The organism is Sphaerospermopsis reniformis, from assembly GCF_005402885.1.
In the GTDB taxonomy this organism is placed as follows: Bacteria; Cyanobacteriota; Cyanobacteriia; order Cyanobacteriales; family Nostocaceae; genus Sphaerospermopsis; species Sphaerospermopsis kisseleviana.
Genome location: NZ_BJCE01000037.1, coordinates 19,804 through 32,319, shown reverse-complemented (window position 1 = coordinate 32,319; position 12,516 = coordinate 19,804). Strand labels below are relative to the sequence as shown.

Here is a 12,516-nt window from a genome sequence, read left to right as displayed (position 1 = left end):
CGCAACTATCGAGAAGAAAAGCACCCGCACTAGCACCCAGTAAAACCAAGAAATGACGACGATTTAAACTCATAAGTCTTTTTGCAGTTGGTAGATTTGCACACTGTTTTAGATCATAACTGCAAAAGCTGATTGAGGAATTGTGAGTTTTACTTCCCCTAGATTATTTATCAAGTTTATGCACCTAATTTGACAAAACCCTATCCTGTAAATTTCTGTAAGTATCAGTTATAATTGTGATTATAACAATATCACGTTAATCACAGAAAAATTGCCTAAATTTATGACAAAGAGCTTATTTAGTCAAGTGTGGATAGGAGTAACGCGAACTGTCACCCTAGCATCCTTGACAGTATTAGCCACAACCGCAGTTAGCAACCAACCCAGCTATGCAGGAAGCGCAACCTTTTATTGTGGTCAAAGTAAAGGTGTACCCGTCACCTTTGCCAGGACTCAAGATGGTAGAAAAAGAGCTATAATTCACTGGACTTCTAACGCTTATTTTCCACCACCTTGGACTGCTCAACGTCGTTGTGAAGAGGTATCACGGAGATTTCAAAGGAGTTATGACAACGGTACGCTCAAAAATATTAATCCTGGAGTCCTGAAAAATCAACCTGTTATTTGTGCGGGTACTCGCCTGAATGCTCCTTGTACAGATAATAATTTATTATTTACCCTCAAACGTGGATCTGATCCCAGTGTTACTCTCAGCAGACTCTTAGACCAACGGGGTTTAGCCGCAGGAAGAATATTGAGCGAAACTGGATTTAATGTTGATTTCCAGCTTTTCCTTGAAAATGCTACAGTTGAACCAGATTAAATGAACATGAACTGGCACATATTAAAATTTGTCGCCTGTATTAGCGGTGTGTCAATGTTGCTGTCAGCTTCGGCAGGAAATATCACTATTTCTGCTGAAAAAACTAGCATTACACAACCGCCTACTCAATTATCAATAGAACAGTTGCAAGAAAAAGCAGCTGATATTACTGTAAAGATATTATCAACAGAATTTTTGGGTTCAGGAATATTACTAAATAGACAAAATTCAGTTTATACAGTATTAACTAATGCCCATGTTTTGAGAGCAGATGACCCCCCTTATCGTATTCAAACACCAGATGGTAAAATCTATCAAGCGAGTGTACCAAACAATGTGAATTTTCAAGATTATGATTTGGCAATCTTGCAATTTACAAGTATTAAAAAAGATTATTCTGTAGCTGCTTTGGGTAATGCTCCCAAGGTGGATGATGAAGTATTTGTGGCTGGTTTTCCTGTGCAGGAAGAAACGGAGCAAATTAAATTTGTTTTTAATAGTGGTAAGGTTTCTTTAGTGTTAGAAAAAGCTTTAGAACAAGGTTATCAAGTGGGATATACCAACCGTTTAGAAAAGGGAATGAGTGGAGGAGCTTTATTGAATAAAAGTGGTGAAGTTGTCGGTGTGAATGGTATGCACGCTTATCCTTTATGGGATGTTCCCTCTTTATTTATGGATGGTGAGCAAGCAGAAGAAAATTTACATCAGCAAATTATCCGTTTGAGTTGGGCTGTACCAATGGATCAGGTAATACAAAATATGGGAAAATTACAGATATCTAATTCGCATTTTCATAGATAATTAAAATATCAGCAATTGAATTAATTGATGGGTAAATAATTATGAGTGTGCAACTGTCTATTCCCGATTCTGTAATTGCAGCAATTCGACTACCGGAAAAACGTATAGAACAGGAATTATTGGTTGAATTAGCATTAGCTCTCTATAGCCAAGAACTATTATCTTTTGGTAAGGCTAGAGAGTTAGCTGCTATGGGAAAATATGAATTTGGTAAATTATTAGGAGAACGTGGGATTAATAGACACTATGAATTGGCTGAATTGGAGGATGATTTAAACTATGCCAGTGGTCAGTAATACTTCGCCATTATTGAATCTGGCAATTATAGATCAGCTAGAATTATTACGCCAACAATTTGGGGAGATACTGATCCCAAAGGCTGTATTAGAGGAATTGCGAGTAGAAGAAATGCTACCAGGTTCTGATCACCTGCGAGAAGCCCTAATTGCAGGATGGCTTCAAGTGCGGGAGGTTAATAATCCATCTTTGGTACAGCTATTACAGCGAGATTTAGACAAAGGTGAAGCAGAAGCAATTGCACTTGCATTGTTGCTAGATGCAGATTGGATAATTTTAGATGAACGAGATGGGAGAAGAATTGCTAAAAGTTTCGGTTTACAAGTTACAGGAATATTAGGTGTAGTTATACGTGCATCACGTAATGGACAGATTTCTTCACTGCCATTGGTGATTAACCAGTTACGCGAAGAAGCTGGGTTTCATATTGCACCCGATTTATTATCTCAGATTTTAAAAAAGGAGACAAAATAAATGAATTATAAATACACAATTCCAGCAGCATTGATAGGGGTATCAATCGCCCTGGTACAAACTCAAACAGCTTTTGCACTATCATCAACCGAGGTGTCGAAAAGAGCAAAACAAATCACTGTTTTAATTGAGAGTATAACTCCTGGTTCAGGGGTAATTATCAAGCGTTCAGGCAAGACTTACACCGTTCTTACTGCTGCTCATGTTGTCTCTGGGAATAAAGCTGAAATAGTCACTCCAGATGGTAAACGCTATCCACTCAACTACAACACAGTTAAATCTTTTTTACCGGAAGTAGATTTAGCTATTTTCCAATTTACTAGCAGCAGTAATTACCCTGTTGCTAAAATCGGTGATTCTGATCAATCTCCAGAAGGGAGAATAGCTTATGTAGCAGGATTTCCAATAGCTAAAGCTAATTCGATTTCTCGCTCAATTTATAATTTCACTGATGGCAAAATTACGGCGAATGCTTCTAGACCACTTAAAGATGGCTATGCTTTGGTGTATAGCAATATTACCTTACCAGGGATGAGTGGTGGACCCGTGTTTAATGATAAAGGTGAATTAATAGGAGTTCATGGAAGGGGAGATGAAGCAAAAGCAAAGATAGAAACCTCAAATATTAATCCTACAGTTAGGTATATTAAATCAGGTTTTAATTTGGGCATTCCTATTAATACTTTTTTGCGACGGTCGGCTAAATCTGGGATAGATTTTGGTGTGAGTCCACCTCCTCAGAGAGTGTCCACAGCACCCAAAGCTGATGATTTCTTAATCCAGGCTTTGGATAAATATCAAAAAGGAGACTATCAAGGGGCAATAGTCGCCTATAATGAAGCTGTTCGACTCAATCCAAAATTACAGGCTGCTATTGTTGATCATTATCAACAATCTGAGCTTAACCGCAAATCTACAGAAGCATATAACAGGCAAGGTTTGATACGTTTGCAAACAGGAGACATCCAAGGCGCATTTGCCGATTTTAATCAAGCCCTCAAGATTAATCCCGATGATGCCATAGCCTATATAGGTCGCGGTACAGCCCGTTATGATCTGGGAGACAAAAAAGCAGCCATAGCGGATTTCAATCAAGCCATCAAGATTAACCCTAACAATGAGGAAGCTTACTCTATTGCCTACACTTTGCGAGGGATTGCCCGTTATGAATTAGGAGAAAAACAAGCAGCCATAGAAGATTTCAAGCAAGCCTTCAAAATTAATCCTGACCTTGATCCCAAGTTACAGGCGAAAATATCTCAATATTATAAGCAACCTTTACAAAATCTCAACCCAACTAAAACCTACACTGGAGATGGTTTTAGATACTTGGAATTGGAAGATCATCAAGAGGCATTGACTGCTTTCAATCAAGCCCTCCAGGTAAATCCAAATGATGCTTTAGCCTACATTGGAAGAGGTACAGCACGTTATAAATTAGGAGACAAAAAAACTGCAATAACCGATTTCAACCAAGCTCTCAAGATTAATCCCAACCTAGTCCTTGCTTATGCTAGAAGGGGTGCTGTACGTATTGGCTTGGGAGACAAACAAGGGGCAATGGCTGATTTCAACCAAGCTCTCAAACTTAATCCTAACTCTGCCGAACTCTACAGCGCAAGGGGATCTGTTCGTTATTTATTGGGAGATAAAAAGGGGAGTATAGATGACATGAAGAAGGCAGTAAACCTATTTCAGCAACAAGGTAATCAGATAGAGTATCAAAAAACTTTACAATTGCTGAATCAGTTTCAGAGTCAATGAGATTAACTAATACTCTGAATGCTAAAGTCTTATTAATCCTGATTCAGATAATTAATCAATTTTCAATGATTTAATCATACTTTCTGCTGTTTTGAGAAAATGCTCATAATCATCTATTTTGGCTGTATAGGTAACTTTATAAACCCGATCACCTTTTAAAGTTACAATCTGCATATTCTTGAAAGAAAAATTATATCCCTCGGCTTGACCAGAATAGACTAACTTTGTAGCTAGTCTATTAGATAAAGTAGTTTGACTTTCCTCAAGAATATTTGCGTTTACCAAAGAATTTTTAATTTCCTTTTTATTAGAATTAGTAAATTCCTCCAATGTACCATAAAACTTCTCTTCTACGCTGATTGTCAACCTTTCTTGAAACTGATCTCCATTCTTTTGTTTAGGTGATAGAAAAGTAACAAATTCTCCTGTAACCGGGTTTTCTATATCTGGGGGAGACCATGATTCTGGATATTTAATTATTTTGATACCATATTTTTTGTTTTCATAAGGTAAGAAATTTTCTCTTTGTGTAATCATTTTAGGAATGAAAATGATTGTACTTGTAGCAATGATTGTAAAGATAATAAGGGGAATTACTACAAGTAATACTTGGATTAAACTATTGCTATTTTTATTAAGAGCCACAACGACAGTTCGAACAATACCTTTATCATTCGACTCAAGAGTTTGATTTTGGTTAACTGTATCATTAGAGAATGATAAACATCTAAGTGCTTCTAATGCTTCCTTTGCTGCATGGTAACGCTTAATTGGGTCAGAATTGACCATTTTATCTAAAATTTCTGCTAGTTTTGGACTAACATTGACATGATCACGCCAAACAATTTTTAATGTATTGTTATCTTTTAATATATTGTTATTTTCTATATTGTTATCTTCTGATTCTTCAGGACGCAAGCCTGTGAGTGCTTGCAGAGCAATTATTCCCACTGAATATATATCACTGCTAAATGTTGTTCTACCTATTTTTCGCTCAGGTGGCATATACTCAGTAGTACCAATAATTAAAGTAGAAGTAATTTGACCCTGATTATTTACCAACTGCGTGCTGATTTGCTTAACTGCACCAAAATCAATCAGGACAATTTTATTATCTGACTGACGACGGCGAATATTACGTGGCGTAATATCTCTGTGTATAACTTCATTTTTATGCACAAATTCTAATACTTCTAGAATTTCTAGTAGGAGTTTAATAACATCAGATTCACTCATTTTTGGACATGATGTTAATTCATCACTCAAATCATGGCCTTCTATATATTCTTGAACTATAAAAAACTCTTGATTTTCTGCAAAATGAGCTAAAAGAGTGGGTATTTGATCATGTTTTCCTAGTTTTTCTAGAATTTCTGCTTCTTGGTCAAAAAATTCTTTAAGTTTTTTTAAAGAAGTATCTGGTTCTGTACTGGGTGGTGTAAACTTCTTGACAACACAAAGAGGGTTTCCCGGTCGTTTGGTATCTTTCGCTAAAAAGGTAGTTCCAAATCCACCTTTTCCCAATTGGTTGTGATTTTCGTCGTACTCGTAACGTCCACCTATCTTCATGCTGTTCATACCAAGATTCACTCTGTACCCTGGAAGTTATTTTCCCCCCGCTTAAGGTTCATTATGGCACAAATTTTACCTTTAGGTGCTGTGGATAATGATCTGAGTCGGTTAGTTGGTGGTGAAAATTGAGCAGATTAATAACAATCTAAACTCAAACTAAATCCTGGTAATATGTCTTCCCCTAATAATTCTGTTGTCTTAACCCAATAATTCATCTACTGCAATATTAAACCCTGGTAATACAATTTGAGTCCTCACTATTTCACCAGCAATAAACACAAGACGTTGATTTTTAGTAATTACAATAATCCAACGATTTTCAGGAAAAATTAACCAAACTTCCTCACTTCCTGATTGCAAATATTCTTGAGATTTAGCAATCATATCTTCTGCTAAATCTGTAGGAGAAATTATTTCTGCTACGAGGGGAAAACTTTGAGGTAAAACAGCAGGTTCACCAAACTGCTGCATCAACTCTGGAGTAAGATAAGCAACATCAGAACGACGACCTTGTTGATGAGTGCGACAGGGTGCTTCTGTATAAACTTCTCCACCTTGTTCACTAGAATCTTTGTAATTTCTCCAGTAAGTAGCTAGTTTTGCTTGTACCCGACTGTGTTTCAATGTCACTTCTTCTTTCTCCAATAATTCCCCATTTACCCATTCTGTACCTTCTGGGGAACTTTGCATCCAATCTTCTAAGGAATACTTTTTTAATACATCTTCTTTAATTGGTATCATTACCATAATTATCTATTCTCCTTTTCAACACAGATATTATTGATATTATGACTCAAATATCATTTTTATACATTTTTATACATTTTCTCAATCCAATCCTGTTCATCCTCAAATCCTGGACATTATCTCGACTTACTTCGACATAGTTCGACTACGCACTTCGACTTACTTCGACTGCGCTCAGTACAAGTCGCTCAGTACAAGCTCACTAACCGCTCAGTACAAGTCGCGGTAGTTGAGCGTAGTCGAAACTCGATAACCACCTGATTCTGACAATAAACAATAAATATTAATAGGAAACCCTCATCGGACGGTTAACCGCATTAACTAAATATGATAAAAATTCTACTTTGGTAGGAAATATTGCTACTATAGAGCAAAATAGAGGTATGATTTATGCCTAACGTCGAAAAAATCAGTGTTGCTTTAACCCCAGAAATGGCCGCTTTGGTTCGTGATGCAGTAAAATCTGGTGAATATGCCAGCAGCAGTGAAATTATCCGCGAAGCACTGCGAGACTGGAAATATAAGCGTTTACTTCAGTCCCAAAATCTTGATGAAATACATCGTTTGTGGCAAGAAGGTATTAATAGCGGTGCTGGAAAATTCGCAGATATAGAAGCTATAAAGCTAGAAGCAAGAAAGCGTTTGAGTGATATTTCTGAAAAGGATGTGTGATTAAATGACATATCTGCTTCGTACTGCTCAAGCGGAAGAAGACTTAATTGAAATATGGCTATATATTGCTGCTGATAATCAAGTAGTGGCTGATAAAATTCTTGACCAAATAGAGGAAAAAAGTCAACTTTTGGCAAAAAATCCTGGTATTGGTCAAGCAAGACCTGATATTGCTCCAGAAATGCGTTATTTTCCTGTTGGAAGCTACTTAATTCTTTACCGTGAAATCGAAGATGGTATAGAAGTTGTGCGTGTTGTACATGGTGCAAGAAATTTACCTGATGTATTTAGTTAGGAATAATCAACGATTGTCTATAAATGTTGGATTTCGTTCCTCAACCCAACCTACAGAATTTTATTTTTTGGGCTTCATGGAAAAGTATTGAATCCTGTTCATCCTTAAATCCTGGACATCCTGATTCTGACAAACAGGACGGGAAAAACCCGCCCCTTTAGTTAATAGAAATTAACCGCAATTAACCGAAATGTTTGATAATTGCCTCAGCAAATTCAGAACATTTCAAAGGTTCTACAGGTGGTTCAATTAACCGCGCTAAGTCATAAGTAACTTCACCATTAGCTATGGCTGCACCTAGACCTTTTTTAATCAAATCTGCGGCTTCTTGCCAACCCATATATTCTAGCATCATGACACCGGAAAGAATCACAGATCCGGGGTTAATTTTATCTAAACCGGCGTGTTTTGGTGCTGTTCCATGGGTAGCTTCAAAAACGGCGCAGGAATCGCCAATGTTTGCCCCTGGTCCCATACCTAAACCACCAACAATAGCAGCAGCAGCATCGGATAAATAATCACCGTTGAGGTTCATTGTAGCCAGAATTGAATATTCATCTGGTCGGGTTTGAATTTGTTGGAAAATGCTATCAGCGATGCGATCATTTACCATGATTTTTTCTTTCCATTTTCCATCACCATGACTTGTCCAAATTGAGTTCAGAACTGTTTCCACTTCTTGAACAATTTGTGCTTTTTTCTCTGGTGTTAAAGCATCAAAACCAGGATCGATCATTCTGGCGTTTTCTTCTAAGGAAATGTTAGGGTTTTTCTCCTTATTTCCTAAGATCCAAGACTCTCTTTCTGTGACTGTTTCGTTACGAAATTCGCTGGTTGCTAATTCATAACCCCAATCTCTAAAAGCGCCTTCGGTGTATTTCATGATGTTGCCTTTATGCACCAATGTTACTTGTTGCTTGGCCTTGGGCAGTTGTAAAGCGTGCTTGATGGCACGTCTAACTAAACGTTGTGAACCGCTTTTACTAATGGGTTTAATTCCTATACCTGCATCCAGGGGAATTTGCTTTTTACCGTGTTCTGGGGTAGCGGGGATAAGTTCATTGTTGAGAATGGAAATGAGGCGATCGCCTATTTCACTACCTTGTTTCCATTCAATCCCCAAATAAATATCTTCCGTATTTTCCCGGTAAACAATCACATCCAATTTTTCCGGGTTTTTGTGTGGGGAAGGAGTTCCTGCATAGTAACGACAAGGACGCACACAGGCGTACAGGTCAAAAATTTGACGTAATGCCACATTTAAAGAGCGAATCCCACCACCTACCGGAGTAGTCAAAGGTCCTTTAATTGCAACGCCATATTCTTTAATAGCGGTGAGAGTATCTTGGGGTAAATACTGGTAAGTGCCGTATAAATCACAAGCTTCATCACCAGCATAAACCTTAAACCAGCTAATTTTCCTTTTGCCGTTGTATGCTTTTGCTACCGCAGCATCAAGCACCTTTTCTGTAGCTGGCCAAATATCAATACCTGTGCCATCACCACGAATAAAGGGAATAATAGGATTGTCAGGAACAACGGGTTCACCATTTTTGAAGGTAATTTTTTCGCCAGTTGTCGGGGGGGTAATCTTGTCGTACATAGTTAACACATTCCAAATAGAATAATTTCAAGGAGTTACAGGAGGCAGGAGGCAGGAGGCAGGAGGCAGGAGGCAGAAGGTAGAATAAATTTTTCTCCCTATTCCCTATTCCCTGTTTTTTGACTTTTGATTTTTAATTTTCCTCCCTTACTTCCCCTGCTTCCCCTGCCCTTTCTTTGAGGCGCAGATCATCCCCTGCTTTACCTGGTAAATTATTGGTAGCTCAGACGTAGATTGCAGTTAAACCGGCGCTACTTTGTCCGGTCAAAAATAGTAAACTACTTTTCGCTATCTGTGCTTCATTTTGTAGAATGCCCAATAGCTGATTCGTTTGTTCACTGAAACGCTAACACGAGTAATGGCATGACAGACCCAATGATTGTATCAGGCACTGCTAATGACATCGACTCCCTGCGCCAAAAGTTAATCGCTGGGTCAGAAAAAGTCCAACAACAAATCATCCCACAATTAGCTAACTTGGGTAATGAGGGTTTAGATGTGTTGCAGGAATTTTTGTTGAAACGTCGTGACACTCCAGCAACTTGGATTGATGGTAAAGCTTACCAAGTCATCTACAATTCTGATGCACCTACGGCTAAGGAATTTCTAGAAACTCACTTTCCTGAAGGAATTGTACCTCTAAAATCAGATCGTGGGATCAGTTACAATTCTTTGCAAGAATTACTCATCAAGCAGGAGTTTCAAGCTGCTGACCTGCTGACAATTCAAAAAATGTGCGAAATGGCAGGACCCCAAGCAGTACAAAGAAAATGGTTGTATTTTACTGAAGTGGAAAATTTCCCCATCAAAGATTTACAAACAATTAATCATCTTTGGGTTGTCTACTCCGAAGGTAAGTTTGGTTTTTCTGTACAGCGAGAAATTTGGTTGGGGGTGGGTAGAAACTGGGAAACTTTATGGCCAAAAATCGGCTGGAAGGATGGCAATAAATGGACTCGCTACCCCAACGAGTTTACCTGGGATTTAAGCGCCCCTAGAGGTCATCTACCCCTTTCTAACCAACTGCGCGGGGTGCGGGTAATGGCTTCTCTTTTATCTCATCCTGCGTGGGGTTAGGTGACAGGTGACAGGTGACAGGTGACAGGTGACAGGGAAGAGGCAGGGGAGGCAGGGGGAGCATGGGAAGATTAATAACCCAATGCCCAATGCCCAATGCCCAATGCCCAATGCCCAATGCCTAATGCCCAATTATCAATTATCAATTGTCAATTATTAGAAATGGCTAAAGTTGTTTTAGATAAAATTAAACGTAAATTTAACAATGTCACCGCTATTGAGGATATCACCTTTGAAATTCCTGATGGTGAGTTTTGGGTTTTAGTTGGTCCTTCGGGGTGCGGTAAGTCTACGATTTTACGAACTATCGCAGGTTTGGAAACTGCTACTTCTGGAAATTTATATATAGGCGATCGCTTGGTTAATGATATCCCAGCCAGAGCGCGTGATGTAGCAATGGTATTTCAAAATTATGCCCTTTATCCCCATAAAACCGTCGCCCAAAATATCGCTTTTGGGTTGGAAATGCGAAAGGTGGATAAAAAAACTATTCAAGAACGAGTGTTAACGGTTGCGCGATCGCTTTCTTTGGAACATCTGTTAGATAGAAAACCTAAACAACTTTCTGGAGGACAACAACAAAGGGTAGCATTAGGAAGAGCGATCGCACGTCAACCTCAATTATTTTTACTCGATGAACCTTTATCTAATTTAGATGCTCAATTACGAGATGATACTAGAGCAGAATTAAAACAATTACATCAAGAATTGGGAATTACGACAATTTATGTCACCCATGACCAAGTTGAAGCCATGACTTTAGCTGATAAAATTGTAGTGTTAAATCGGGGACGAATTCAACAAATTGGCGATCCTCAAACTATTTATGCTTTACCTGCTAATGAAATGGTAGCAGCTTTTTTGGGTAATCCGCCCATGAATATTTTACCCGCTATCTATAAGGGTGATAATTTTGATATTAGTGGTCAATTATTAGCTGTTCCTGAAAATATCAAAGCTGCTTTGAATTTTCACCCTGAACAAATTTGTAATTTGGGTATTCGTCCTGAACATATTAGTATTAGTAAAGCAGAAATTCAACCAGAAAATTCAACCCTTGCAGTAGAAGTTAAGGTTGTTGAACCTTTGGGAAGAGAAACTTTAATTCGTGTGAGTTTACCTAATTCTTCTAGTTTTATCAATGTTCAAGTGGGTGGGGGTGTGCGTTTACATCCCGGTGAAAAGTTGCATTTGCATTTCGATTTAAATCATTTATTTGTTTTTGATCCGGGTAGTGGAGAAAGAATTTTTCCTGTTTAATCTAATTTAATGTATATTGGGTTAAGGGACAGCGTAACCTAACAAGAAGTTAGATCATTTTATTTATTCATCTTTTCTCGGTGTAGTTTCCAGATTTTTGGGTTAATTAACCGCAAAGTACGCAAAGTACGCAAAGGAAGAAAATGAGTAATGTTGGGTTTCTTTTTGTCAACCCAACCTACTACTTATTTTAATCCTGTCGCTTTGAGAATTTCTTGATCACCTTTTCTTACGATTAAAGTTGAATCCGCATTTCCATCTTCTGTAATCGGTTGTTCTAAAATGTAAACATAATCTCCATTTCTCCACCCTGTAACACATTTTCCATCACGACAGGAAACTTTACCACCTGTTAATTCAAGACAGTTACCTTTTGTATCACATCCTTGGTATGTCAAGTTTCCTGTATTATTAACTCCTGTCCAAGAGTCAGCATTACCAATAGTAATTTTCCACTCTCCATTACTAATGGTTTGGGTTTTATTTGCTTGAGGTTTGGTTTCGGTTTTTGCTGTTGTTTTATCTTCTAAAACCTCGATTTTAGTAATTATAGATTCTTGACGAGTTTTTCCGCAAGGTTCTGCACTTTCACAATCATTCACTGATTCTACTGTGAAAATGGCACGGACTTTTTTATTTAAAAATTTTCCTTCTTCTGCACAAATATCAAAACTCGCACCAACTTGGTTTTCTTTACCTTGTTCATCTACTAAGGTGACATAACACATTAAATCACCATTAACTAATTCTTTAACTGTACCAACTTGCGGTGATTTATTTTTGATGGTGGTTTTACGACTAATTTGCGGTGCAGATTTTATTTTCTCTGGTTTATCTGTTTCTGTTGTTTTTTCTTTTTTGATATCTGTTTTATTTTCCTGTTCTGTTTCAGATGTGGGTGAATTTTTTGTTTGAGATTGTACAGTATTATTAGTTGATGTTGCTGTGGTTGTATTGGTTGGTGGATTATTACAACTAACCAAAGAAATGCAAGATAGAATTAAAGTGATTGTGGGAATTAATTTTTTCATGGGTGGTAATTTATGACGTTTTGTCAAAACTCAATTAATTTTTTACAAAATCTTACGATTAGCTAAAATTTTCTGAGATGAGAGTACCAGTATATTATAC

At 37.8% G+C, this 12,516-nt stretch carries 13 protein-coding genes; 9 read left to right on the top strand and 4 right to left on the bottom strand.

Annotated features, from left to right (window positions below; genetic code table 11):
* Positions 1 to 283 precede the first annotated feature (283 nt).
* The 5 genes from FFR48_RS07815 to FFR48_RS07795 are packed head-to-tail and all read left to right on the top strand — an operon-like array spanning position 284 to position 4,159.
* Complete coding sequence (locus tag FFR48_RS07815) at positions 284 to 823, top strand: COP23 domain-containing protein (protein ID WP_137666971.1); 540 nt, start codon at positions 284 to 286, stop codon at positions 821 to 823.
* Positions 824 to 829: 6 nt separating this feature from the next.
* Positions 830 to 1,624 carry a S1 family peptidase gene (locus tag FFR48_RS07810; protein WP_137666970.1) on the top strand — a complete coding sequence of 265 codons (795 nt, stop codon included), beginning with the start codon at positions 830 to 832 and terminating at the stop codon, positions 1,622 to 1,624.
* A gap of 41 nt (positions 1,625 to 1,665) precedes the next feature.
* The gene (locus FFR48_RS07805) at positions 1,666 to 1,920 is read left to right on the top strand and encodes a UPF0175 family protein (protein WP_137666969.1); all 255 of its coding nucleotides are present in this window, start codon (positions 1,666 to 1,668) and stop codon (positions 1,918 to 1,920) included.
* Positions 1,904 to 2,395: a PIN domain-containing protein gene (locus tag FFR48_RS07800; protein WP_137666968.1), complete on the top strand. Its 492-nt coding sequence runs from the start codon at positions 1,904 to 1,906 to the stop codon at positions 2,393 to 2,395. The genes FFR48_RS07805 and FFR48_RS07800 overlap by 17 nt, the downstream gene beginning before the upstream one ends.
* On the top strand, positions 2,396 to 4,159 hold the full coding sequence (locus FFR48_RS07795; protein WP_137666967.1) for a serine protease: 1,764 nt from the start codon (positions 2,396 to 2,398) through the stop codon (positions 4,157 to 4,159).
* A gap of 51 nt (positions 4,160 to 4,210) precedes the next feature.
* Here the strand turns inward: FFR48_RS07795 and FFR48_RS07790 are convergent, their stop codons facing one another.
* Positions 4,211 to 5,683: a serine/threonine-protein kinase gene (locus FFR48_RS07790; protein ID WP_236104029.1), complete on the bottom strand. Its 1,473-nt coding sequence runs from the start codon at positions 5,681 to 5,683 to the stop codon at positions 4,211 to 4,213.
* 246 nt (positions 5,684 to 5,929) lie between these two features.
* On the bottom strand, positions 5,930 to 6,478 hold the full coding sequence (locus FFR48_RS07785; protein WP_137666965.1) for a Uma2 family endonuclease: 549 nt from the start codon (positions 6,476 to 6,478) through the stop codon (positions 5,930 to 5,932).
* Between the two features lie 390 nt (positions 6,479 to 6,868).
* Between FFR48_RS07785 and FFR48_RS07780 the strand changes: the two genes are divergently transcribed.
* The gene (locus tag FFR48_RS07780; protein ID WP_137666964.1) at positions 6,869 to 7,150 is read left to right on the top strand and encodes a ribbon-helix-helix domain-containing protein; all 282 of its coding nucleotides are present in this window, start codon (positions 6,869 to 6,871) and stop codon (positions 7,148 to 7,150) included.
* 4 nt (positions 7,151 to 7,154) lie between these two features.
* The gene (locus tag FFR48_RS07775; RefSeq protein ID WP_137666963.1) at positions 7,155 to 7,445 is read left to right on the top strand and encodes a type II toxin-antitoxin system RelE/ParE family toxin; all 291 of its coding nucleotides are present in this window, start codon (positions 7,155 to 7,157) and stop codon (positions 7,443 to 7,445) included.
* Between the two features lie 181 nt (positions 7,446 to 7,626).
* On the opposite strand, the gene FFR48_RS07770 is transcribed toward FFR48_RS07775, so the two are convergent.
* Entirely contained in the window at positions 7,627 to 9,048 is a 1,422-nt protein-coding gene (locus FFR48_RS07770) for an NADP-dependent isocitrate dehydrogenase (protein ID WP_137666962.1), read from the bottom strand.
* Positions 9,049 to 9,411: 363 nt separating this feature from the next.
* On the opposite strand from FFR48_RS07770, the gene FFR48_RS07765 reads away from it, so the two are divergent.
* Both FFR48_RS07765 and FFR48_RS07760 read left to right on the top strand, forming a co-directional pair.
* Positions 9,412 to 10,125, top strand: coding sequence for a GUN4 domain-containing protein (locus tag FFR48_RS07765; protein ID WP_096571935.1), 714 nt, complete (start codon positions 9,412 to 9,414; stop codon positions 10,123 to 10,125).
* A gap of 162 nt (positions 10,126 to 10,287) precedes the next feature.
* Entirely contained in the window at positions 10,288 to 11,385 is a 1,098-nt protein-coding gene (locus FFR48_RS07760) for an ABC transporter ATP-binding protein (protein WP_096571936.1), read from the top strand.
* A 185-nt stretch (positions 11,386 to 11,570) separates the two neighbouring features.
* Here the strand turns inward: FFR48_RS07760 and FFR48_RS07755 are convergent, their stop codons facing one another.
* Positions 11,571 to 12,443 (bottom strand): hypothetical protein, encoded by an 873-nt coding sequence (locus FFR48_RS07755; protein WP_236104028.1) that lies wholly within the window; start codon positions 12,441 to 12,443, stop codon positions 11,571 to 11,573.
* Between the last annotated feature and the right edge of the window lie 73 nt (positions 12,444 to 12,516).